The sequence below is a fragment of the Collimonas humicola genome (genome assembly GCF_018304945.1).
In the GTDB taxonomy this organism is placed as follows: Bacteria; Pseudomonadota; Gammaproteobacteria; order Burkholderiales; family Burkholderiaceae_D; genus Collimonas; species Collimonas humicola.
The window spans coordinates 969,927-994,466 of record NZ_JAGQEE010000001.1 but is presented as its reverse complement, the minus strand read 5'-3'; the positions used below and the strand labels follow the sequence as shown (position 1 = coordinate 994,466).

Annotated in this window: 22 protein-coding genes; 18 read left to right on the top strand and 4 right to left on the bottom strand. The window is 55.8% G+C overall.

Annotated features, from left to right (window positions below; genetic code table 11):
* Positions 1–3: 3 nt before the first annotated feature.
* Positions 4–6,852: an SNF2-related protein gene (locus KHU30_RS04455; protein WP_211441400.1), complete on the top strand. Its 6,849-nt coding sequence runs from the start codon at positions 4–6 to the stop codon at positions 6,850–6,852.
* A 12-nt stretch (positions 6,853–6,864) separates the two neighbouring features.
* Positions 6,865–7,293, top strand: a complete 429-nt coding sequence (locus KHU30_RS04450; RefSeq protein WP_211441399.1) for a hypothetical protein — start codon at positions 6,865–6,867, stop codon at positions 7,291–7,293.
* Here KHU30_RS04450 and KHU30_RS04445 read toward each other — a convergent pair whose 3' ends face one another.
* Positions 7,294–7,665 carry a type II toxin-antitoxin system VapC family toxin gene (locus KHU30_RS04445; RefSeq protein ID WP_211441398.1) on the bottom strand — a complete coding sequence of 124 codons (372 nt, stop codon included), beginning with the start codon at positions 7,663–7,665 and terminating at the stop codon, positions 7,294–7,296.
* Complete coding sequence (locus KHU30_RS04440; protein ID WP_211441397.1) at positions 7,662–7,859, bottom strand: type II toxin-antitoxin system VapB family antitoxin; 198 nt, start codon at positions 7,857–7,859, stop codon at positions 7,662–7,664. Before KHU30_RS04440 ends, KHU30_RS04445 begins: the two co-directional genes overlap by 4 nt.
* 147 nt (positions 7,860–8,006) lie before the next feature.
* Between KHU30_RS04440 and KHU30_RS04435 the strand changes: the two genes are divergently transcribed.
* Genes KHU30_RS04435 through KHU30_RS04425 form a run of 3 tightly spaced genes read left to right on the top strand, consistent with a single transcriptional unit; the run spans position 8,007 to position 12,712 of the window.
* A complete protein-coding gene (locus tag KHU30_RS04435) occupies positions 8,007–9,545 on the top strand; it encodes a hypothetical protein (RefSeq protein WP_211441396.1) in 1,539 nt (512 codons plus the stop codon).
* On the top strand, positions 9,532–10,362 hold the full coding sequence (locus KHU30_RS04430) for a hypothetical protein (protein WP_211441395.1): 831 nt from the start codon (positions 9,532–9,534) through the stop codon (positions 10,360–10,362). Before KHU30_RS04435 ends, KHU30_RS04430 begins: the two co-directional genes overlap by 14 nt.
* Before the next feature lies 1 nt (position 10,363).
* Positions 10,364–12,712: a lysozyme family protein gene (locus tag KHU30_RS04425; RefSeq protein WP_211441394.1), complete on the top strand. Its 2,349-nt coding sequence runs from the start codon at positions 10,364–10,366 to the stop codon at positions 12,710–12,712.
* A gap of 146 nt (positions 12,713–12,858) precedes the next feature.
* On the opposite strand, the gene KHU30_RS04420 is transcribed toward KHU30_RS04425, so the two are convergent.
* On the bottom strand, positions 12,859–13,239 hold the full coding sequence (locus KHU30_RS04420; RefSeq protein WP_211441393.1) for a hypothetical protein: 381 nt from the start codon (positions 13,237–13,239) through the stop codon (positions 12,859–12,861).
* A gap of 219 nt (positions 13,240–13,458) precedes the next feature.
* Here KHU30_RS04420 and KHU30_RS04415 point away from each other — a divergent pair, with 219 nt between their 5' ends.
* Positions 13,459–13,743: an HU family DNA-binding protein gene (locus tag KHU30_RS04415; protein WP_211441392.1), complete on the top strand. Its 285-nt coding sequence runs from the start codon at positions 13,459–13,461 to the stop codon at positions 13,741–13,743.
* A complete protein-coding gene (locus tag KHU30_RS25080) occupies positions 13,740–14,528 on the top strand; it encodes a septal ring lytic transglycosylase RlpA family protein (RefSeq protein ID WP_230427181.1) in 789 nt (262 codons plus the stop codon). Before KHU30_RS04415 ends, KHU30_RS25080 begins: the two co-directional genes overlap by 4 nt.
* A gap of 75 nt (positions 14,529–14,603) precedes the next feature.
* Here the strand turns inward: KHU30_RS25080 and KHU30_RS04405 are convergent, their stop codons facing one another.
* Positions 14,604–14,849 carry a GlsB/YeaQ/YmgE family stress response membrane protein gene (locus KHU30_RS04405; protein ID WP_211441391.1) on the bottom strand — a complete coding sequence of 82 codons (246 nt, stop codon included), beginning with the start codon at positions 14,847–14,849 and terminating at the stop codon, positions 14,604–14,606.
* A gap of 206 nt (positions 14,850–15,055) precedes the next feature.
* Here KHU30_RS04405 and KHU30_RS04400 point away from each other — a divergent pair, with 206 nt between their 5' ends.
* The 11 genes from KHU30_RS04400 to KHU30_RS04350 all read left to right on the top strand — a co-directional run bounded on the left by KHU30_RS04400 (position 15,056) and on the right by KHU30_RS04350 (position 24,356).
* Positions 15,056–15,544, top strand: a complete 489-nt coding sequence (locus KHU30_RS04400) for a hypothetical protein (RefSeq protein ID WP_144740598.1) — start codon at positions 15,056–15,058, stop codon at positions 15,542–15,544.
* Positions 15,545–15,549: 5 nt separating this feature from the next.
* Positions 15,550–16,035 carry a hypothetical protein gene (locus KHU30_RS04395; protein WP_211441390.1) on the top strand — a complete coding sequence of 162 codons (486 nt, stop codon included), beginning with the start codon at positions 15,550–15,552 and terminating at the stop codon, positions 16,033–16,035.
* A 3-nt stretch (positions 16,036–16,038) separates the two neighbouring features.
* The gene (locus tag KHU30_RS04390) at positions 16,039–16,932 is read left to right on the top strand and encodes a hypothetical protein (RefSeq protein WP_211441389.1); all 894 of its coding nucleotides are present in this window, start codon (positions 16,039–16,041) and stop codon (positions 16,930–16,932) included.
* 2 nt (positions 16,933–16,934) lie between these two features.
* Complete coding sequence (locus KHU30_RS04385) at positions 16,935–17,528, top strand: hypothetical protein (RefSeq protein ID WP_211441388.1); 594 nt, start codon at positions 16,935–16,937, stop codon at positions 17,526–17,528.
* Positions 17,529–17,549: 21 nt separating this feature from the next.
* Positions 17,550–18,026, top strand: a complete 477-nt coding sequence (locus KHU30_RS04380; protein WP_211441387.1) for a defense against restriction DarA-related protein — start codon at positions 17,550–17,552, stop codon at positions 18,024–18,026.
* A gap of 129 nt (positions 18,027–18,155) precedes the next feature.
* The gene (locus KHU30_RS04375; RefSeq protein ID WP_211441386.1) at positions 18,156–19,829 is read left to right on the top strand and encodes a hypothetical protein; all 1,674 of its coding nucleotides are present in this window, start codon (positions 18,156–18,158) and stop codon (positions 19,827–19,829) included.
* Between the two features lie 27 nt (positions 19,830–19,856).
* Positions 19,857–20,285 (top strand): hypothetical protein, encoded by a 429-nt coding sequence (locus KHU30_RS04370; protein ID WP_211441385.1) that lies wholly within the window; start codon positions 19,857–19,859, stop codon positions 20,283–20,285.
* A 9-nt stretch (positions 20,286–20,294) separates the two neighbouring features.
* Positions 20,295–21,914 carry a hypothetical protein gene (locus tag KHU30_RS04365; protein WP_211441384.1) on the top strand — a complete coding sequence of 540 codons (1,620 nt, stop codon included), beginning with the start codon at positions 20,295–20,297 and terminating at the stop codon, positions 21,912–21,914.
* Positions 21,915–21,942: 28 nt separating this feature from the next.
* Positions 21,943–22,644, top strand: coding sequence for a hypothetical protein (locus tag KHU30_RS04360; protein ID WP_211441383.1), 702 nt, complete (start codon positions 21,943–21,945; stop codon positions 22,642–22,644).
* 82 nt (positions 22,645–22,726) lie between these two features.
* Positions 22,727–23,545: a hypothetical protein gene (locus KHU30_RS04355; RefSeq protein ID WP_211441382.1), complete on the top strand. Its 819-nt coding sequence runs from the start codon at positions 22,727–22,729 to the stop codon at positions 23,543–23,545.
* Between the two features lie 19 nt (positions 23,546–23,564).
* Positions 23,565–24,356, top strand: coding sequence for a hypothetical protein (locus KHU30_RS04350; protein ID WP_211441381.1), 792 nt, complete (start codon positions 23,565–23,567; stop codon positions 24,354–24,356).
* Positions 24,357–24,540: the final 184 nt, after the last annotated feature.

Here is a 24,540-nt window from a genome sequence, read left to right as displayed (position 1 = left end):
ACCATGAACGAAGTATTAACTGTACGTGCTATAGAAACAAGTGAAATTCCCGATGTACCTGTGGTTCTTGATACGGCGTTTCAGCAAGCCTGGGAGGGGCAGCGTAGCGTTGTTCCCGTGGACGCCGAATTCGTCACCCAGTTTATCTCCGGCCGGCAGATCCAATATCGCAATGCGCCAGCGGCAGACGCTCCCTATGAATACGCAAGCTATGCGTTTCGCGATGGCAGTGGATTTGTCACCGTTCAGGACGCATCCGGCGGCGAGCTGTCGACCATTGAGGTGCGCGCCGTCGACGTACCAGAATACCTCCAGGGTCTGACCGATCCGAGTTTAGTGGAAGGCGCGCAACTGGATGACGCCGGCTCGCTTGCTACGTTACGCCTGACCGCCGAGCTGGGCAGCCTTGTGGTGCAGTACAGCAAGCTCAAGGGCAGCGACCAGGTAGCGGATCAGCTTGCGATGTTGAAGCTGGCTGCGCGCGTGAGCGAAATTATGGCGCTCTTGGGGCGGGCGCAGTTATCCGACGCCGCGGCGAGTATCGACACATCGTCCTATTTTGAGTTCGATGAGAACATCAAGCCGTCCGCGCGTCAGAAGAAGAACAAGGCCGCCATGGCGCTGCTCAAGCAGATTGACGCCGGTCAGATCGATGCCGAGGCATTGAGCGCGGAACAAAAGACCGTCCTGGCCGGATATTCCGGCAATGGTGGCGGCATGACGGGCGCGGACGGCAAGACCGGGAGCCAATACGAGTATTACACCCCGAAGCCGCTGGCCGAGGGTGTCTGGTCCTTGATGGCCGACATGGGTTTTACGGGCGGCAAGGTGCTTGATCCTGCCGCTGGTACTGGCATTTTCGGCGCAACCTCGCCGCAACATGCGGTGATTGATGCGGTGGAGCTGGATACAACCTCCGGTCGCGTCAATCAGCTGGTCAATGGCAGCGCGCGCAATCACGTCACCGTCAGCGCCTTTGAAGCGGTGGCCGCTAATACGCCAGACGAGATCTATGATGCCGTCGTCACCAATGTGCCGTTTGGCGACAACGCCGCGCGCGGTAAAGAGAAACTCAAGGATCCGCGCTATCAAAGCGAATCGCTGGAAGCCTATTTTATCTTGCGTTCCCTGGAGAAATTGCGCCCGCGCGGCTTGGCCTGCTTTATCACCAGCAAAGCCTTCGTCAGCAGCGTCAATGAGCAGAAGCTGCGTTACAAGGCGTCGCTGAAGGCCGAATTCATGGGTGCATATCGCTTGCCGAACAAGATGTTCGATGCGACGGGCGCCGATGTGACCACGGACGTGATTGTGTTTCGCAAGTACAGCAGCGAGGCCGCCGAGAAGATCGAGGAATTACAGCAGCAGGATCCCGACAAGTTGCATGTGGCTGGCGTTCTATGGGACGAATTTCTGGCCGGCGGCTATTTTAAGGGTACTGGCCGGCGTTTTATGCTGGGCGAAACCACCATGGACAAGGGCCGCTTCGGCGAGGTCGAGAAAGTAATTAGTGACAACAGCATCGGCAACATCTCGAAGTTGCTGCGGCGTTTTGGCGAGTCGCGCATCGATTGGGACAGCTTGAACGCCGCGCCGACGCTGCCGATCAGCTATAGCGAAGGCGATGCGATTGCGGTCGCCGGCTGCACGATGGTCTATCAGAATGGCGTGTTTACGCCTGTAAAACAGTCGCCGGCGGATGCCGAGATGATCGATATAGCCGATCGTCTGTATTCGCCACTGCGCGCAGTCAACCAGGCCGCCACATGGAGCGACGCGAACCGTCTATATGCCTACATGATCGAGAAGGCGGATTATCAGGGTATGCCGGCGTGGGTCAAGGATTGTGTCGTCGGCATCGACAATGCGGTCAATCTGAGCGACCAGGCGGCAGTGTTCGATGTCCTTAAAACCGCGCTAGCACTGCGGGATGTCGTCAATCAGCATGCGCCGGAAGAGCCGTTTAGCTATGCTGAGGTCTACCCGCAACTTGGGGATGCGATCAAAGGTCAAGTCAAGGGCGTCAAGGCTGTGCCATCTAGCATGCCGAAAGCCTTGCGCGATGCTGCAGCCCTCCTGGGCATTTGGTACAACGTCAAGACCCGTGCCTTCAGCAATCGCTGGATGGGCACGTCCTTGGCTGAAGTGGCGGTCGCCGAGCTGGCGCCAACCCAGAAATACGAGCGGGTCAAGTATGAGCATGCGGACGACGCCGGCTTTATCGCGCTGGCGCACCTGAAAGACGCATTGGGCAACGACTTCGACCCGATGGGCGGCGACGCCTGGTGTATTTCACGGGACGGCCAGAGCGTCATGTCCGCCGAAGATTATTACGCCGGCAACTATGCCGATTTCTTGAAGCGCAATGCGGCGGAAATCGAGGCGGTGAGCGATCCCGCCATTCGCGACAAGCTGGTGCGCCAGCGGCAAGCCGCCGATGAGCGTTTGGTGAAACCGGATGTGTCGGCGTTGACGATGAACCTGGCGACGCCGTTTGTCGAGATCGAGCGCAAGGCCGAATTCTTGCGCAAATACTTGCATCCGGGCTTTGCCGTCGTGTCCAGCGCGGATGGGCCGGTGATCGGCTTCGAGGGCACGAAGGGTAAAATGGCGGATGAAGACTTCCGCAATCTGAAGCGCTACGCCGAATACGTCAAGAGCGGGGGCCTTAGCACCCGTACCAAGCAGGAAGACAAGGCCATCGATTCGACCCTGGAGCCGGTGCGCATCGAGCGCCTAAAACAGCTCATTACCCAGACCAATCAGAAATTCGACGCCTGGACGAAAGCCAATACCAGCATCCAGGCCAGCCTGAAGTCCCAGTTCGAGCGCCCTGACAATCTGTTCTTCCGCGAGGTGGACGATACGACGCCGCTGGAAATTCCCGGCTTGAATCCCGCATTTCAGCCGCATGGCTACCAGAATGCCACGATTCGCCGGTATGCCAAGCGGATGGGCGGCATCTTGGGTTTTGATGTCGGCCTGGGTAAAACATTTACCTCATTGACGACCGTGCAGCACATCCAGAGCATCGGCGTGAAGAAGAAAACCTTCTTTGTTGTCCCCAACTCGACCTTGACCAACTGGCAGAAGGAAACCAAGAGCTGCTACGCCTCGGCCGAGGATTGCCTGTTTGTCGGCCTGGAGACGGCTACCGATGGATCCACCCAGTTGAATTCCGGTAACTACGCGCGTGACCTCAATATCGTGCTGGAAAATCGTCACCGTAAAATCTTTATGACGTTGGAGGCGTTCGCCATGATTCCGATGCGTACAGCCACACTAGAAGAATACGAAAGCCATTTGAAGCAGCACGACGCTTCCTATGACGGCGATGAGACGAAGAGCAAGGCCGCCTCAATCATCAAGGAAGGCAAGCTGGCCGGCGTCACGAAGTCCGGCGGCAAGGGTTCGGCGGCGGTACCGTTCTTCGAAGACATGGGCGTGGATTCGCTGGTCTTCGATGAAGGCCACACCATGAAGAACAGCAAGACCACGGTGGATTTCAAGGGCGCCAAGTTCCTGTCGGCGCCAGTGACCTCCGACCGTGGCCTCAATGCGCAAATTAAAACTTGGTATGTGCGCGGTAAAAGCAAGCTGGGTGACGGCGTGCTGGTGCTGACGGCCACGCCGATCACCAACAGCCCGCTGGAAATCTACGCGATGTTGACGCTGGCGGTGGGTGAGCAGGAAGTCAACCGGCGTATGGGCGGCGTGCGTGGTGCAGATGCCTTTATGGAAGCATTCTGCGACATTACGGAAGAAGAAACGACCTCCCTGGCTGGGACCGAGCGGCTGTCGCGCGTCTTCCGTGGCTTGCAAAACACGGCGCTGCTGCGCGACGTGCTGGGGCAGATCGCCAATATCAAGACGGCCAAAGAGGTGGACTTGTCGATTCCGGAAGCGCAGGAACAGCCCACGGCGGTCGAGCTGCCGGAAGCGATGACGGAAGAGCTGAAGCACATGCAGCGCCTATACAGCACGGCATCGCGCCTCGTCCGCGAAAGGCCTGTGTCACCGCATGAACAGGACGAATTGTTTGCTTACCTAAAACAAAGCCGCGAAACGCCGGAGCTGGTCGCGCACCCGTTCAATTTTATCAACAAGGTCAGCAAGCTGATCGCGGATCCGGAAACTGCGCGCCAAACCTCGGTCTACTTGTTCCCAGCATCGCAAGCGGAGCTCGCCCGGCAGGCTGTCGATCAGTTCAATGCCAAGAAGGTGACGGAAGAGCGAAATCGACCTACCTTGATGCAAAGTGACGAGAGTGTCGTCAGGCGCACGATCAAGAAAGGCGGCGGTGACGGCGATGGCGCCGATGTCGAGGTGCTGACGGTCCGCGTTGTGGCGACGATCGATGGCGACAAGATCGTGATCGATACCGAGTCACAGTCTACCCAAAACGTGTTCCTCAAGATTGCGACCGCCCTCAAATTGGATTTGGATGTCACGATCCCGCCCAAGCTAGCCGCGTTCTTGGTCAACTTCCAGCAGGAGCAGGCCGCGCCCAAGGCGGGCGGCAAGGCGAAGCAGTTGGTGTTTTGTGACATGCTGGCGCTGCATAACAAGATACGCATCATGCTGGGCAAGCGCTGCGGCATTTCGTCTGGTGCGATTGCCATCGTCAATGCCGAGGCAATCAAGGACGCAGGCCAGATGCAGGATGTGCAGGACGGTTTCAATGCGGAAGGCGAGCAAAACCGCTTTACGATCGTGATCGCCAACAAGAAGGCCGAAGTCGGCATCAACCTGCAAAAGGGCACGCAGGCAATCCACCATCTGACCGTTGGCTGGACGCCAGATAGTCTGCACCAGCGCAACGGGCGCGGCGTGCGCCAGGGAAATCAGCTGCAAAGCGTGACGATTTATCATTACGACGCCGACGGCACTTTCGATGAATACAAGCGCGGCATCGTCAGCAAGAAGGCGGATTGGATCGGCGAACTGATGTCCGGCAAGGGTAACTCCGTCAAGATTGCCGGCGGCATTTCTAATCAGGATGTGGAGTTGCTGGCCGAAGCGGCCGGCAGCGCCGAGGGCATGCGCGCTGTCCGTGAAAAAATTGCCAGCCGTGAGGTGGTGGAGCGGCAACGTAGCGCCAAAGACGCGCTGACGGCCAATCTGTCGACCATGATGGCGCAGCGGGAAGTGGTGGCGCGATACCCGACTGTCGGCATCTACCTGGGTGAGCAAGTGGCCGATGCCGCAGAGGCCTATCTGAAGCTGGCAGCGGTGAAAGGCCGTTATGCACGCTACGCCGACGCCAAGGACCCGGCGCAGACCGCGCGCGCTGCAGAGCTGCTGTCGAAGGCCCAGGCGGTGTATGACCGAATCGCCAATCCGATCAAGGCCAGTATCGCAATTACCCCTGGCAGCCGCCTCAAGACGCTGGAAGAAGCGTTTGGTCAAACGAGCTGGGTCGAGACCGCGCGCGGATCGCAGGTAGTCAAGGGGATCAATCGCAACGGCATTATGAATAGCGTAGCCAGCTCTGCCGGCGGCAATTCTTATGCATCGTTTCAATTCTCCGTCATCGACGATTCGCCAATTGCGCAAAACTGGGATGCCGAGACCACGACGGCGCGCGTGCTTGCTGACGAGTCTGAAGCGAAGGCGTTGAGCCTCTGTGCTGATGCCGGCGTGTCGCTGGGCCGGATTGAACAGGCCAAAATCGGTGAGGCCAAGATTATTCGCAATCAGATCGTCGGTACGGGGGACTTCGTGATTGATCGCAAGGATCGCCTGTGGATAGTCGAAGATGGCAAGACGAGTAGCGTGCGGACGATCGACGCCGAAGCCGCGAAGGTTCAGCGCGCGGATGAAAGTATAGTCTTTAGCGGCAATATCATTACCCAGGAACACCCCGATAATGCCGTTTATCGTGCCACGGTGCTGCGGGCCGCGGCTGTCGATGACGGCATGATTGCGCGCGGTCAAGGCGGCATGAATGCCGCTGCAATCGGGCTTTTGTACTCAGCGTTAAATGCAGATGTGAAGGCGGCCTTGAAGGTGGGGCCGAGGATTAGCGCGCTTCCCGACGAAGTTGCTTTACCGGAGCCGATGTTTCCACTCGTGCTGAAACAAGGGGCTGACCAGTCTTTGCCGCTGATCAAGCGTATCGTCGCCGAACAGGAAGGGAAGGTTGAATACGTCACAGATCAGCATGGCGCCGTCCGCGTGCTGGTGCCGGATGATGCCATTGTTGAGCGTTACAGCAAACCGTCTTTAGAGAAAGCCACCAAAATGTTGGTGCGGTACGGCATCGCACGAGGGATGAAGGTGAGCGCGGCGGCGCTGAAAGCTTTGTATGACGAAGATGACGCGGACTTGGTTGCTGCGCTTGTCAGGGCAGTGAACAGTACGATTGGCACAATTGACTACGACATCATGGTTTCCGCGATAGAGGCGGCCACCACGTCGGATGAATTGGTGTGGTTGTGCAAACGGGCTTACGTGTCCTATTATGCGGCCTTGGATTGGGACGACGTAGCGATCAACGCGCATTACAGGGAGACGTTTTCGGTATTCGTGAATGCCGCTTATCGTCGTAAATCCCTGGCGCTCACGCAGCCTGCACCGACGCCAGCGGTCGAGACGCCTGCCGCGACCATTCCTGAAGTTGCATTGCCGTTGGAGAAGTACGTGGCAATCATCGGGAATACAATGGCTTTCAAGGATACGATCAAATCGGTTGCGCTGACGATGGGCTTTAAGGCCATGTTCCGAGGCAAGTGGCCGTCCAGGCAGCTACAGAGCGCGCCGGTCAATTCCTGGGTGGTGCCGCGGGAGGTTTACGAAGCGATCTTGCGTGACTATGCGGATCAGGTCCGCACCTACAATATCTCTATCGCTTAACAGGAAGTACATATGCAATTCGTCAATTATTTACCCGATCAGGTCTACCTGGCTGACAAGCTGGCAGACCATCGCGCCGAGTTTGAAAAGAACAACCCAGGTCAGTCGCATAGCGAGTTCATGGCCAGGCTTGCCAACAAGATCGTGGGCGCGGCACCGCAAAACTATCTGCGCTTCGGCCCGTACTGGTGGGCATTGAAGGCGGCGTTGATCGACCGCGGCTACGCGTATTTTGGTGAGCTTGATCCGCTGATCGCCAGCATCTACTGCGGCTTGAATGAAAAAGGGGAGCTCGATGCCGACATCACGATCGTGGCCGCCTTTGAATTTGCGGAAATGTACGACGCCACCCAATTCCAAGGAGTGCGGCAGTTCGACCTGTTCGGTAATGGCGAGTTTTACGTGTTGATGGATGAGAGCGTCGAGATGACGCCCCTGTAATTAATGCGTCACTGGCTCAAACGCCAGACCCATTTCTTCGGCGATGACCTTGAGGCGCTTGTCTCGGGTCCACAGGCGACCAGCATGGATTGCTGTGCTGGCTAGCAAGTGCGTATCGATATACCCAATGCCACGCCCCATGAGCTTGTGTTGTTCGATGAAGAACAACGTTTCCTCGTTGGTGGCGGTGGGTAATTGCGGTAGCGATTGCAATAAATTTAAGATTTCACTCCGATTGCCCAAGCTGCCGCAAGCGAGTTCACCGATGACGAAGGGGTGACAATAACCCCTTCCCATTTCTAATAGTCCAGCGAGTGCTGGGCTACCGACGCGCAAATGGTCAATCCAGATGGATGTATCGACCAAAATCATTGCGTCTCGCCTTTGCGACGTGCAATTTCCTGCAATTGTGGTTCGCTGCCGCCCAAACGCGCCAGGCGACGTGCGCTTTCACGCTGGATTAATGCGTTCAGCGCTTCCTTCAATAGGGCATTGCGTTCCTCTAAGCCGCACAATGTTTGCGCGCGGGCAAGAAGGGCATCATCCAGATTGACTGTGGTACGCATAGGGTGCTCCTTGTAAATAAGTGAATCAATTATAGCATCAAATGATGCTTAAAATGGTTCTTTATGCCTTCCCCGAGATGGAAACCGCCGAATAGTCGTGTTGATCTTTTGCCCGACAATGCTGAATACAGACGATTCAGAGCGGATATGGCAAAAGATATTGAGAAGAATGCGCCCGGCCTCTTTGGCAAAATGGGCACGTCGGCAAAAAAATGGTTTTCCGGGAACGTCGAGAAGGTGGACGACCTGGGCAAAGATGATCCCTATGCCTTTGATTTCGCGACGGCATCGCAATCTCTCTTAGGTACTGGCCGTCGCGCCGCCCGCATGCGTGCGCAGATTTATCAGAAATGGTCGTTCATGGAAGGCGACCCCATTGTGTCCGGCGCGCTGTCGCTGATCGTCACGTCTGCACTCGGTGGCCATGAGACGACCGGCAATACGGTGTTCATCGAGAAAAAAGCCGAGACGATCAAAAATATCAAGCTCGCCAAGATGGTTGATGAGATCGACGCCGCCTTGACGCCCAAGCTCAATCAAATGGCGCATTGTATGGCCTATAACGGTGCGACCTTCGGCGACAGCTACGCGCGGCCCTACGTCGATAGCAGCGGTATCCGTGAATTGTATTTCGGTGAGATTGTCCGGCCGCCTATGGTGCAAGCGTACGAGAAGGGCAACCGTACTGTCGGGTACATGGTGTATTCCGGCGCCAAGGCGATCGAGCGGCTGGATACGACGCAGTTGCTGCGCCTAAAAATGCCGCGACTGGTCTGGGTGCCGCAATTTGCGGTGCAGGACAAGGTCATCAAAATGGCATTGTCAGAAAATGACCTGGATGAATTGCCGATTCTGCCGTCGATGGTGGGCGGCTCCTTCTTGCACCAGGCGGAAGAGGCCTACGACCACCTGTACGCGTCACTGCTTGGCCTGATTGGTCAGCGCTTTGCCGATTCGATTGATGAGCGCGTGCTGGGATTCAATGGCGATGGCATGACGGCGGATCAGAAGAAGAAATTCGGCGATGGCGTCATGACCATGCTGAAGCAGGCTAAACAGCGTGCGCAGTGGGCAATTGAACATGGTCAGCCGATTCTGGAGAAATTCACTACCGTACTGCCGTACCACGGCGACAAGCAGCTCACGAATTTGTCCCAGCTGGTCGGCGATTCAGGCCGCAACGGCGAACTGTCGATCGAGGACGTGATGATGCACGCACGCTTGCTGGGCGGCGCGCTGGGGGTGGATCTGTCGATGCTGGGCTTCGCCGACCAACTATCCGGCGGCTTGGGCGATGGCGGGTTCTTCCGCGTCAGCGCTCAGGTGGCCGAAAAATCCCGCATCATTCGCGGCGCGCTGTCCGACTTCTTCAATTCCGTCATTGATTTGCACACGATGCACCGCTACGGGATTGTGTTTTCGGAAGAAGAACGCCCTTGGAACATCAATTTCTATGGTTCGATTTCTGCTATGGAAGCCGAGAAGCAGCGGACGCGCCTGGAGTCAGCGAATTCAGCGGCCATGCTGGCGCAGGTCATGTCCCAGATTAAAGAAATTGGGATGGATGAGAAGACGGTGGCCATGTTCCTGGCGAAGCAAATGCTGCTAGACGAAGATGAAGCCGCCGCCTATGCCAAGGCCATGGTCGCTAAAGCTGCCGAGGAGAGCAATATTGGGGCTGTTTGATAACGTGGCCAATAGCATCGCCTTGCCAAAGAGCGCCGGCGCCATTGCGGCCATCGGCCAGGCGAAGAAATATCTGCCGCCGCGTTTGGGCGCGCTGATCAATACGGGCTTGGGTGTCGGCAATAAGCTGCTGAGTGGTGATCTGGGTGGCGCTGCGCTCTCTGTCCTGGATTCGGGGCTACTCGCGAATTATTTCCCGCGCGTGGACGGCCTGGCCGCGTTGGCAGCGTATTGGGCCACGCCGGCGCCACTATTAGGCGGTATCACACCGGCGGAAGCCAAGGCGATTTTTGACGAATGTTCCGCAACCAGGTATGCCAAGAAAAACCTATTTCTGGTCGAAGTCACCGATCTGATGCCGTCCACCATGGAGTCCTTGGTATCGAAGCTGACGGCCGGCGATGGCGCCAGCATGTTCAATCTGTTTGCGACCGAGGTAAATTATTCACCCTGGACGATTACCGGCGACAAGGTACGGGTGGGATCGGCCTCAATCGACTCGGTGAATAGCCTGGAATCTGTCGATCTGCGATTGACCACCATGGACGATTCGGTGGGCACGCTCAAGAAATGGTTTGAATCGAAGGCGGCCGCCGCGACTAAGCGGGATGGCTGTGTCGGCGTGCCCATCGAATACCTGGTCAAGATCCGCATTTTGCATTCGTTCATTACCGAAGCCAGCAATCGCGGTGGCTACGAGAGCGTTCTATATATGCGTCCGGCCAGCATTGAATACGACCTGTCGCGGCGCGACGACACGGTGCAAGAAATTCAAATGACGTTCTCGCAGTTCGATTCCTTCTTTCCGGTAGCCTGACATGACAATTCAATCCGATCGTTTTGGCTTCCTGGTAGGCGATCCTGCTGATTGGGGCGAAGCGCTGAAATTATGGGCGGCGATTCAGGATGACGTGCGTGGCATCCGCCAGGCGATGACCTCAAGCGCTGCTGCCGTTAAACGAGCGACTCAGAGCAGCACGGCCCCAATTCTTGCGTTACCACGCCGTCAAAGTGCCGCGGTTGCCAAGATGGTACAGATAACCTCCAGGACGGTCGTGCAGCCGACGTCGTTGCTGAAGACGGCGGTTGTCAGCAAGGAGGTGCTACGGGCGGCCGTTCCTGCAACTGTGAGCCGCGACGCCAATGGTAGGTTCGTGCGGACAGCCACACCAAATGTACCGCGCGCCGGGCAAGGTCAGCAGAGGGACCACAAGGAAAAGGGCGAAAGCACTGGCAGCCGCAAGGCTGCTTCCGGAAAAATTGGCACGATGGGCGCCATGGCATCGAATGCGATTGAGCGCACGCCCGATGTGGATCCGACCATCGCTGCCGCCAAGGAGCTCAGCGCAATCGTGACGCCGGTCGGACGCGGCTTCGGCAAGATGTTTGGCCGTGAGGGGGAAGAAAAGAAGAAGGGTATTTGGTTCAAACGACTTTGGACAGAGTTACGAGGATTACGCCGAGACGAGACTGAGTTCAGTAAGGCGCAACTGCGCAAGCTTGCGGCGATTGAAAAGAAGCCCGCCGCCGCCGGCAACAGCTCAGGGGGATTGTTGAGCCGTTTGGCGCCAAAAATTCCGGGATTCGGAATGTTGGGCAATTTGCTCGGGAAGGGACTGTTCGGGATCGGCAAGGGCTTGTTCCGACGCTTACCATTGCTGAGCGCATTGCTGGCGGGCGGTTCTGCGCTGGCCGGCATGTTCGGGAACGATGATCCGGACAAAACGCCGGCTGAAAATCGAAAAGGCCGCTTTGCGGGGGGCGGCAGTGGCATCGGTGCGTTGATTGGTGGCGGTATAGGGCTGGCTTTTGGCGGTCCGATTGGTGTGATGATCGGCGGGTTCATCGGCGACAAGCTGGGTGAAGTCACCGGCGAATGGCTATCCACCTTTGACTGGAAAGAGATTGGCGACAAGATCACGGCAACTTGGGGCGCTGGCGTTCAGAAATTCAGTGACGGGTGGGATGCGATTACGGGCCTTTTTAAGGATAAATTTGAGATTGCCAGGAATGTCGCCAATGTGGTGAAGGATCTCGCCGTTCAGGCGGGAAACGCTGTTAACGAGGTCGCCAAAGAAAAAGCCGGCATCGATGTCAAGGCGAACGTGGCCAATGCTGTTACGGCAGTCAAGAATACGGCTGTCTCTGCTGTGGAGTCTGTCGATCAGCATGTCGTCAAACCAGTGACGGCCGCCGCTGGCGCTGTTGCCAATTATGGGCAAGAACGTGTTGCCAAGATGGCGACACCGATTGGCCGTGTGGTCAATGAGCGCTGGCAGGTTGCAAAGGATTATCTGGTCGGCGGAGCGAGTTCTGCTGGTGTTGATCCTGGTGTGGTGGCGCAGATCGCACATTTCGAGAGCGGTTTCAATAAGGACGCCGTCCCGATCCAGAAAAACGGCAAGAAGCTGTCGAGCGCTCACGGCTACGGCCAGTTTCTCGACGGGACTTGGACCGATATGATCAATAAGTATGGTGGCAAGTATGGCGTTGATGATGCCGGGAAATTGTCGAAACAAGATGCGGAGAAATACCGGAGCGATCCTAAAATTCAGGCTGGTATGCTAGCTGAATTTACCCGAGAGAATATTGAAAAGGGGAGGAAGTTCGGCGGAATGGACGACGCGGCGAACGTCTACGCTTATCACAATCTCGGCGACGGTGATGCTGGTCGCATCCTGAAAGCAGTGAAAAATAATCCAGAAACCACTGTGCGGGATGCGCTGATAGCTGGCCGGCAGGTCACTGACAGCGAGCGCGTGCGGATTGAGGCCGTAATTAAAAACAACAAAAGCCTCTACGGTGACGGGATGATCTCTGCTGGTGCCGCTTATCAAAACATGGGCAACAAAATGCGCATGGGCGAATTCTTCGCGCAGGATGCGAGAGCGATGCAGGTGAAGAGTGTTTTACCATCGCTGGCGGTGACGCCGCAATCGCCAGCGGTGCCGAATATCTCTGCCATCCCGAATATACCGACCGCGCCTACTATTGCGAAGATACCGGATATTCCCGAGATTGCGTCAGTATCGCCGGCGACGCAGCTCAATGGCAGGTCGTCAAGCACATCGGTGACGGTCGTGGCGCCGAAGTTTGACGTTGGCCAAGATTTGCGTGATCGGAAGATTGCTCATGTGGTGACGGGAGGTATGTCAGCGGGGAGTTAGCCACAGAGTTACTGAAAAATGGCCGATCTGGATGAAATCTAGATTGGCCATTTTCGTTCTGTGTACGACTTCAGAATCAACTGGTGACGTAGCAAAAGGCCTTGCAACGCTGCAAGGCCTTTTTTTATATCGAGGAATTTTTATCGTTATGCTGCTTTTTTCGCAGTGTCAGTAGTTGATTGCTTGTGATGCTTCTTCGCATGCTTTTTATGCGAATGGGCCTTCACTGGTTTGTCATTGACTACGGCCTTTTGTGCAGGCGCAGGAACATTTGCTGGTAAGGCGCCAGCACTCGCTGGTAAGGCTCCGATGGAGGATGTTTTGGCATCTACTTTAGCGGCAGCCGCTGACGTTACATTGTTTGCGGCATTCGTAGCTGCCGTTTTCGCGGTTGTGGTTGCAGAGGTTTTAGCTGCATCGACTGCACCATTAGCCATGGCATTAACGTCAGCTTTAGCTGGTATTTGCGCATATGCAGTACCGATGGCAAAAGTTGCGATAGCGACGGCGGAGATCAGCTTTTTCATGATGTATCTATCCTTTGAAATTTATATGCAGGCATTTCCCACATGCTCCAATAACGTGAGCAGTGAGAATGTGTTGACGCAACAATGTGAACAATTGAAAAATATGCGTTTTGATCAACGCTCTTTTATCGCATTGCAATAGACTGTGCGTCAAATCAGTTCGCTGATTCTAAAAACATAAGCCGCTCGCATTTACAATTTTTTAAAGGAAACAACGCGATGAATAAAACTGAATTGATCGACGCCATTGCCGCGGACGCAGAGATCTCGAAAGCCAGCGCGCAACGCGTACTGGAATCGGTAATTAACCATGTGGTCAAGGTAGTGACCAAAGGCGATACGGTGCAACTGATCGGATTCGGTTCATTTTCCTCAGGCAAGCGCGCCGCACGCGTTGGCCGTAACCCGCAGACAGGCGAAGAGATTAAGATTGCAGCCGCCAAAACGGTGAAGTTCGCAGCGGGCAAGGGGTTCAAAGATACCGTGAATAAAAAGAAGAAATGATGTCAGACAAGCCTCTTGATGGCACTCTAGGGGCTTGCTCGCTTTGGTCGCCACTTTTGCTCCCCAGTTATATCTTCTTATTTTTAGCAGTCTGTGCGGTTACTCAAGCTGGGGCGGATACGATTCCGGACAAATCTTCCATACATGTAGTGTCGGTGTCGGAAGATATACCGGGAGTCGACAAGTCATCTCCTGCTTCGGACATCATTCCCAATTCCTCTGTCCCCAGCGAATCGACGCCGCCATTAGCTCCTGATATACCTAATGATCAGTCCCTGAACCAAATGCAAGCAGTAACGCCCAACCAAAATCTTCATCTTGATGGGGATATGCGCTTGCGACCTGGTTTCGGCACCGTTGTTCAGCGTGGTATGGCTTCTTGGTATGGATCAGGATTTCATGGGCGAAAATCGGCGGACGGTGAACGCTTCAATATGTATTCGATGACAGCTGCGCATCCTAATTTGCCACTACATAGTTGGGTGCTGGTTCGTAATGTTCGCAACAACAAGGTAGCGTTGCTCAAGGTGACTGATCGCGGGCCGTATCGTAGCAAACGAATTCTGGATGTCTCCTACGCTGCAGCGAAGCAGTTGGATTTCATCCGTAGCGGCACCGCCCAAGTCGAAGTCCGCCAGTTGTCGCAAAGTGAGGTCAGTTGGGTGCGTCGTCAGTTAGATGAAGGAAGCGAAATGTCGGCGGAAGAGCGGGCCAGTTCATCGGTCGATGCCAGCTATGAATCAGCAGTTAAAGTGCAGCAGATAATTCGATACGACGACAAATAATCGATTTGCTCAAATCAGAAAACCCGCAGTCAAGCGGGTTTTTGAAAAAAATCAGACTTCAACTTCGTCACTAATTCAAGCGCGCTTAATAAGCCGCAGAATGAACAACAAGATAATTGCTCCTACGGTAGCAGTGATGATTGATCCGATAATACCGCTGCCGATATGAATGCCTAGTACGCCAGCTAACCAGCCGCCAATAAATGCGCCGACGATACCAACGATGATATCGATCAACACACCGAAGCCGCCACCTTTCACTACAACTCCCGCCAGCCATCCGGCGATCGCGCCAACTATCAACCAAACGATAAGACCCATGTTGTTCCTTTTTAAATTGGTTGTCGTCAAATTACGCAATAAGAGTAGCCCAAAAGAACGTTAGAAAAAAGCATATTACGGGTCGAAAACGTTAAAGATTGTGATTTCCTCCGGTACTAGTTTTGGCATGGAAAACATTCCAATTTAAGGTCGTCATGAGCCGGTAAAGTTAGGCGCATCATCTAACTTACCCGCATGAGGGCACCATGACCGTATCCAATCCCGCTTACCTGCAGAGCTTGTATAACACCACCCGGGCGATGGGTGACAAAGCTATCTCCAGCGATGCTGCCTTTGAAATTGAAGGCTTCGAGCAAATGTGGCTACTGACCAAGCAGTTTCCGTGGCCCGAGTTGTCCAGCGCCGGCGAAATTGAAATTCCCATGCCACTTGGCGCGGCCAAGTGGGAAGCGCAACAGGTCAAGATCAACCAACAAGGCCAAATCACCTTGATGGAGACCAAGGCCGGCCACGTCTCCAAAATGATGCTGAACCTGATCCGTACCGGCGGCAAGTTCAATGCCAAGGTGTACGAAGGTACACCGTCGCAGTTCTCTGTCGCCAAGCCGATTTACGATTGCTTCATCCAACTGGATAACCCGGATCGTGATTGGGAAAACCGTTCTCAGGTACTCAATATCTCGGGAACGCTGTTTTTCCACTATTTCAACGAAGAAATTCCAGGCAACATTTAAGCATCATGGCGGAGTTTTCTAAAACACTGAAAGCGCTGGCCTTGCTCTTTCTGGTAAAGGAACGCCCGGTGGGTATCGTGCTGGAGGAAGAAACGGTGCTCGCCCAGGCGCTGGCCGCCGCCAGGTATTGCGGTGGCTACGGAGCGTTTGATGCTTTGCTGCCGGCGGCTCCTGTAGCAGCGATGCCGCCTGAGATGCATGATCCCTGGGGGGCTTCGTTGTCGTATCCACGTTTTCCTGTTCCGGACAGCTTGTATCCGACGAGCGACTTTGTCGAAATCGACACGCCGCTGACGCAGAGTGAATGGGCGATTGTGCGCCCGCTGTTCATGCTCTACGTCGAGCGAGAAAACGCCGTCTATCTGGAAGCCTCGCGCTCGCTCGGCGTGGACGTCTACGGACGCTCGGCGTCCGAGATCGCTCAGGATATCGTCCAAAAGGAGACGGATGTCCAGCGCTTGATGTTCTGCATGCCTGTTGTGACGGTTTAGCGCATGCAACTGATTTTGTCCTCCGGCACGGTGCTGCACGGTGATCTGTTGCTGAGCGCTTGCCTGCATTCCGATCTGGCGCCGGTGCCGATGACACTGGAAGCGGTCGTCAGAGCGACCGATGCAACGGTCGCGGGGCTCACGCAAGGTGAAACTATCAGCGTAGCCAGTGAAGGGTACGTGTTTCGCGTCGTCCAGGTTCAGCGCAGCAAGGTGTCGGCCAATGTTCAAGGTAGCGACCAGATGGCCGCTTTACACATTGTGGCGCTGTTTGAGCCCTGCCACAAGATCGCGTTCCGCCGCAAGACCGCTGTGATTAAGGAAGGGGCGACACTAGGGAGTATCTATGGCGCGTGCGGCGCGCGCGTCAAAATTAATGCCGATTATCCGATTGCGCGCTTTGCATGTTATGCCGGTGGCGTGCCGAGCTACGAAGTTGCCAAGGTGCTGCAGGAAGAGGGCGGCGCGATTTATACCGATGGCCGTGAAGTCACGTTCATTCGCCTGCAGGATATTTTTAAGCAAGAGCCGATATTGTGCCTGGAGCAGGATACGACTGAGAATATCGATAGCGGCTTCATGGAGCGCCATGAAGTGCCGTCTTTCTTTTCGATTGATGCCGCCGGCGCATTTGTCTATGGCAATCGCGCCAAAGTGCGCGCTATTGGCTATCAGCCAAGGACAGATGCCCGCATGCTGTGGAACATGACGCGCGCCATAATTCAGAAAAAAATCTTGAAATCCGACTATCTGCCGATCATTAATGCCGGCAAGGTGATCCAGATAGAGCGCATCAACTACGCCATCATCACCGCCGCACATGCCTTCGAGAGCGGATCGGACGGCGGTGATAGTCGCCTGTATTCCAAGTTCTGGCTTGGCACGCTGGAGGAATAACTATGCTGCCTTCCCGACTTCCCGGCATTGTCCGATCCTACCTGGCAGCCTCGCGCGAATGCCGTGTCGAAATCCCTGGCCTGACAGATGGCGCCGATGTGCTGCCGTTGGCTGAGATCGAGTATCCGATTGGCGACAAGAGCCGTGCGGCCAGTCATGCTACCGAGATTGAGATCCTACCCGGTGATCTGGTGTGGCTGGCATTCGAGGGTGGCGATCCGCGCTATCCGATCATTACTGGCTTTCGTAATGCTAGGGCCGGCAACGCGATTGACTGGCGGCGCTGGCATCACGCCAACATTGAGTTGACCGCGGACGGGATATTCCGCGTCAATTGCGCGCGCTACGAGATCAATGCTAGTGAAATGGTCGACGTGAAGACGCCGCAGGCGACATTTTCCGAGAAGGTGACTTCTGTCGGCTTGCTTACCTATCAGGCAGGGCTGGCGGGATCTAATGGCAGTGGTGGGCCAGGAGCACAAATTCAAGGTGGCATCGAGAATACCGGTGGCGAGATTGTCAGCAACGGCATCGGGGTGGAATCGCACCATCACGATGAACACGACGGCCCACCTACCGGCCGGGCAAAAGCATAAACAACAATGACGAGGAACGGTATGGCAAAGAATCTCATTTTCAGTTTTGACGACATGGGTAGTAAGAAAGACGCGGCAACCCGGGCAGTCGTGCGGTATTTCGCCCGCGCAGGTTCCCATATTGTCCAGGGCGACATCTCTCCCAATATCAAGCGCTCATCCGGTGTGTCGTATCGAGAAATGGTGCTGACGTTCGCCGATAGCCAGGTGGTGACGTTTTCCATTAAACAATCGGGGGATATTTTTCAAGTGAAACTGAACGGGAAGGTTGTACCGCTCAAGTATCAGGACGATCAGGTGGCGGCCATTGGCGAGATGGTCGGAATGATGGATGCTGGTCGCTTGAAATTCCAGGCCGCCATGGCGAAGGTGCGTATCCAATTGCCGGACAGCATACGGACGGCGGCGCCAAAAATGGAGATCGCGCTACAAGAAAAATCGGCGGCACTCGATGTCGCCATTGCTGCCATCACGGAGGAAATTGCGGCATTAGCCTAAATCCCGCGAAGATGGAAAACCGCCAAAAATACCTATTCATCACCGCGTAATAATGGACTTGCACATACCGCGTGGGTACTTCACCTGCGCCGACATTGGGGCAAATCTTAATTACGATGAGGGTGACACATGCCAAAGCAACATGCGGAATATAACAACGCAAAAACAGAAAGAGTCAGTACGTTTTACACGAAGTTGAAAGAAACGGCGGTCAGCAGCACCGGCGTGTTTGATTCTGCCAGCGCCGGTGCATTCATTGCCGATGCGCAGAGCCTATCCGCATCAATTACCGGTGTCGAGGTCCCAGAGGATTTGCAGATTCTCTTTGATGAATCGGGCGATGGCCGTACCGGCATCGCTGGTGCGATTCTGGATGGTGCTGCCTTCTACGAGGCCGAACACGGCGTCGAGCCGACCGCCGACGTGTTGCAATGGGCGATTCACCAAGCCTATGCGACATCGGAAAGCGCGCGTTCCAAATACAAGCTCGACTCGGCGTCCAACCTAGCGCACGATCCGATGTCCCTGCAGCAGAACCGCGCCGTGATCTCGATTACGGCCGCCATGGCCGAGGCTATCCCGGTCGCGAACTATTTGCCCGCTGATATCGGCTCCAATGAAGCGCCGCTGGTGATTGTCTCTCATGAAGCCGGCAGCACCTTCGGCCACTATGGCGCTGGCGACCTGATGGACGGTGTCCTGAGCGGTCGGGCCTATACCTCGGCACAACGTACCCATTTGCTGAAGCGCACCGGTGACGACTTTGGCGGCAAGGTCACGCCGATTCAACTGACGGCAGATACCTGCGATCAGGATGCACCATCGGCCAAGCTGCTCAAAGGCCGCACTATCATCTACATCAACGGCTTGCCTGTGGCGAAAGAAACCAGTGCCGACGCGCCGGCTTCGGCATCGCCGATTAGCGGCTATGTCCGCCTGGGCGGTACGTTGTTCACTGTGTCCGGTTCGATGAATTCGGATACGGGCGCTGTGAAAGTGACGACTGTACCGGCCTTGCCGGCGAATACGCCGGTGATCGCTGAAGCGGTGATCGATTTCGAGAACAACAAGGGCATTATCCCGATCGTCAATACCATCGCGACGCGCTTTATCTTGCGTGCTTCGCCCTGGAAGGCCAACGCCTTTGTGTCGACCGATAGTCAAACGCAGATGGCCAATGAAATCGGCTTGAATCCCATGGGCGAATCCATGCTGGCCATTCGTAACCAATTTGCCAACGAGCGGCATTACCAGGTACTGGAGAAGGCCGCCCGCATCGGCGCCAACAATGCCATGGTCTGGGATTTCAAGTGGGACACGCAAGGCCTGGAAAAGACCCGGGCGCAGATCTGGCAGGACGGCTCGTGCATCCTCGGTGCGGCCAGCCAGCAGATGGCTGAAGACACCATGGATCACGGCATCACCCATTTGTACGTTTCCAAGAAGATGGCCGCGATGCTCCTGGGCTTGCCCAGCACGCTGTTTACGCCATCCGGCGTGACCGCGCGCCCTGGCATCTATCGCGTCGGTCGCTTGTTTGGCCTGTACGAGGTGTATTACTCACCACGCATCGTGGATGTCGATCATAAAACCTCGCGGATTATCTGCATCGGTCGCTCGACCCAGGTCGCGCGCAATCCGTTTGTCCTCGGCGACGCCGTGGCCCCCATGTTAATCAATATGAACGCCGACGAAGACCAGCGCTACAAGCAGGGTTTCTATGCGCGTAACTTCACAGCGGTCAATCCGCATCTGCCGTCCGCGATGGGATGCGCCGTCATCGACGTAATCAATCTCGACTAATCCCCCTACACCGAAGGAGCAGCACAAATGGCAGAAATACTACATTTGGGCGCTTCTTCCCTGACGGGGAAGAGCGTCAATGCACTGGTCGAGGACGCATTTGGCAAAGCCGAATTTCCTCTCGCCTTACGACTTACGAATCACACACCACGCCATCTGGTGTTTCCCGACGTTCGGGCTGAGCTGAAGCCGAATTTCAGCGTGCCAGACAATGCGGTTGAGGTCACTTTTAAGGATCATGCCCAGCTGACGCGCTTTGCGTCGGACGTGGATTCTTTGTCGGAACTGAACCAGTGGGGTGATGCAATGAGCATGAACATGTTGGACGACGGCCAACCTGATGAGGCGGTCGCCAAAATTCCCGCTGCTGGCAAAAGCCAGAAAAAGGCCGCCGCTGAACTGAAGCCGCCGGCGGATAAGGCAACGGACGACGCGGCTAATACCGACAAAAAATAAGGATCTTCTATGTCTACTGCTTTTAATCGGCAGCTTGGCTCTCAATCGGGCGTGCAATTGAATCCTTTGCGGGATATGACCGATGGCTACGCGCCGGACAATTCCGATCAGGTGTTCGGCATCGTCATGCGCGCCACGCGCGGGCGTATTGACAAGCCGTTTCGGGTCAATCGCGGCAATTTCCAAAAGAAGCTCGGCCGCGGCGAGTCCTTACGTGCTTCAGCACTGAACGAGGCACATATCCACGTCTATGAAGCGTTGCAAAAGGGCGCGGCCTCGGCGGTGGTTCAGCGTCTGACGACCAGTACCGCCGTACTGTCGACCATCATCGTGACCCAGCCGGAGGCGCCAGCGACGGATCTGCTTTTCACCGTAGCCGCCGATGTACCGACCGACAAGCCATTTTTGTTGTCGGTAAAGCATCTTGAATGCTACAACGATGGGATTGTGGTCGAGCTGCATGCTGACGCGGTGACGGAAAACGGTGTACTTGTCGCCAATCGCCAAGTGACGCTGCGCCTGCGCGACAAGGACCGCAATACGCTCTACGAATTTGTCGGATCGCTCAATCCGGATGCCGTGGACGACTATCAACAAAGCGCCTATTTGCCGGACGTGGTGGAGCGGACGACTGACAACGTTGAGGTGCTGGTGGGGCATGGCGCCCAGATTGCGCCGACCTCGAATGCTTACGGGCGGGATGCCAATGGCCGCGCCAAGGTCGCCATTTCTCCGGTGATGGCCTATTTTACCGAGGGCAGCACCGCCTATGGGGTGGCGGACTTTGCGCGTGCACGGGATTTGCTGCAGAAGACGGAACATGATTACGCCTATATCGTCAGCGGCGGCTCGCATGCGTCGGCGCTGCTATCGGCTTTGGCCCAGCTGGCCTATGACACCAATCGGCAGTTTGCTTGGGATGTCCCTGGCACGCTGTCGCCGGAGGCAGCGATTGCCTTCATGGCGCAACTGAACTTCGATTCTCACTATTGCCAGGCATTCTGGGCGCCGTTGAAGTCTGACGATCCGTTGGGCCTGAACGGAAAAGTAGTGCTCGGCACCTCGGCGTACAACGTGGCGCGCCGGTGCTTGCGCAATGCCCAGATCGATGCCAATGGCTTCGCGCCTAAAAACTATCCGATTGCTGGCAAAAACTGGCCGTTGGACAGAACAGGCATTGTGCAGATCTACTCGCCGGACGACGACTTGAGCGATCTGGCGGACGCCAAGATCAATCCGGTGATCTACGTCAAATACAACGGCGGCGGCAAATATGTGTTCAGCGATTCGCTGACTTGCGCCAAAACGGCGGTCTCCATGAAAAAGCTGATCTCGGTGGCTGATATGTCCAGTTCGATCGATGACTGGGTCACGCGCTTTGCGAAAGAGGCGTTGCAGTTGCCGATGGAAGTCTCCGTTAAAAAGACCGATGCTTTCCTCAAAAAGCTGTTCAAGGATGCCAAGACCGCTAAGTGGATCGTGCCCAGCGCTGAGATGGACGGGGAGGCGTTTCAGTATGTGGTGCAGCCCAATGCGCTGCGGCCGGCGGATCGCATGGACGTGTCCTATTCCTTGAAATACGACGGCACCAATCGCCAAACCTTTGTCACCCAAACACTATCCCGCTAATCGGGGCATACAAAATGAAAGGAAAAAGATGAGTCATCTGGCTGCAAAAGCGATTCGCCATACGCTACACGTGAAGGAAATTCCAAAGAAGCTACCGGAGGTGGTGCTCGATTCTGCCTCCGATGATGAGGAGGGCAATGCCGCGGCGGACTATGCCGCCACGCACATTGCGCTCGGTGCCGCATCGACGATCCAGGAGTGGATTGAAACCGATGATCTCGATGATGAGGAATCCCTGGCGGACCGTCTGATGGCGAATATGGTTGGCCTGGTGGATGCGAACAAGGACGGTGAGCTCAGTGACGATGAGGCCGATGTGCTGGAGACGGCTCTCGAATTTGCCTGGGACTACCTGGCCGAGAAGGGCGTCTCGGATGAAGACTGCGACAAGCTCCTGAACGATTGGGATGAAGCTGCTGCAGACCGGATCCGGGATCTGCTGGCCGCCAGTTTGCCGGATGGCGATGAGGCCTCCAGCGCGGATATCGACAATTTTGTGTTTGGCGATGAAGGCAGCGATGCAGTGCTGGATGCCACTTACAAGAAGCGCATGGTGATCCGCAATGGCAAGAAGGTGCGGATCAACAAGCGTATTGCGGGGCGCGTTCGCCTGACTGCCAAGCAGAAGGTCAGTATCCGCAAGGCACAGATGAAGGCGCACACGGCCAGTGCCACCATGCGTCGCATGAAGTCGATGCGGCTGAATCGGAAGATGGGCCTGAGCAAGTAATCGTTCCCAGTGTGAATTAACACTTCAACACAGCGGGCAGCCAGGTGAATCGGCTGCCCGCTATTTTATGCAAGGTTGAAACATGGCCGCACCAGGGCAGGGCACGACGGCAGACCAGCAGATCCTCGGTTCCCAGTGGTTAGGGCTCTCCGAGCATTTGATTGCCAAGATTTATCCGGTTGACAACAAGGGGGTGCGTGCGGGGCAAGAGCAAATCGAGGTGCATGCGCCCGTGACTGCCGGCGGCAATATGGAAGCGACGCTGAATTGGCAGTCGCCATTCGAGCAAAGCAGTCCTGACAGCAAAGCGCCGGCCTTGATTGCCATGTTGCAGTCGGGCGCGCTACTGCCTGGAATGAATGACTTTTACTCCTTCTTCGGCCGTAAATCAAAGTCGGGATCCAGTAGTGGCGAAGTCGGCGCCATAGAACGCAATATCAAGAAATTTGAAGGCCGCACTGGTATCACCAAGTTGAACTCGACCCAGATCTTTACCGGGATGCCGCCCATCAAAATCAACGTGTCCTTGGTGTTTCGTGCCTTTAGCGATCCCAAAAGGGAGGTAGCGGTACCGCTGCAGCAGCTATGGGCCTGGGCGCTGCCGCAGAAACTCAGCGGCGATAGCCTGGTCGGGCGTGCCGCGAGCGGTGGCGATGGTATTGATGGCGCCATCAACAGCATGTTCCCGTCCGTCGCGCCGCAGCTGATCGGCTTTCAGTATAAGCAGCGGACCCTGGCACCCATGGTGATCGAGACCATCGGCGAGCCGATCGATGCCCCTATCAACCAAGACGGTTATTACACCGAAATCACCATTCCCTTAACGCTGGCGACCTTGACCGCGCTGGATCGCGACGACCTGAAGAAGTTCATGGCACCAGGTTTCTATTCGTCCAATTAACTAAGGATTATCGAATCATATGATTGCTTTCTCACCCCTTAGAACACGCCGCCTCGCCGTCAAGCTGCGCGAGCTCTCCATTGTGAACGCCGGCTTGCTGGCCGCCGTGCCACCCGAGCGTTTTGAAGAATCGACCACGACGTTCCTGCAGATGGTCATCGAGTCCGCTGACGCGCCTACCGAGCGCCATGTCACCGATCCGAAAAACTGGACGGTGCAGGAGCGCATGCTGGTGGTGGGTCACTACCTGGCCCATACCACAGGAGAAGAGGGCGGCGGCGCCAATTTCATGCTCGGCGACGGCCATTACATGGACTACCTAAATGCCAGCCGTGACACACCTGATTTCCCCATCGCCCTTGGCAGCCATGGTGGCGACGAATGGCAGATCTCGCCGGTGACGGGCGCAATGGCGGAAGCCATTGAGCAATTGCACGGACACATCCCGAAGGTGGCCGGCCAATTGCATTGGATGCTGGGTGCCATGGCGGCGCAACTGTTACGTGTGGGCGAGCTTGCGCCGGATCCTGCACTGGATTCGTTGAAGTATCTGGAGTGGCTGAAAAGCCGCATGCTGGTGATCAGCGAGTACCCGGAGTCGGAATTCTTGGGGTTATATGCGATGCGCCACCGCGGTAACAAGCTGATGATGCATTTCTTCGAGACAGTCGAAATTGACGAGGGATTTGTGGCATTGCCGCATAAGGAGTCGGAGGCGAAGTCGTTGCCTCCGGCCCGATTTCCAGTTTCAGCCTGTGTCAGTGAGTTCGCGAAGAGAGTTACTGGAAAACCTACGCAATATGGCAGTTAGCTTGAGTTTATATTCAAGCACCTCGTACCCGGAGGCGATGCACATGGGGATCTCGGATGCACGGGATTTCCTGGAGTCGAAAGCGTTTGATACCTGGGTGAAGCATCGGGAGCTGGAGCAGAAGGTGCAGCTTGCCTTAGTAGGACGCCTGGATGGGGTGATCAAGGGGATAGGGGCACTAGGT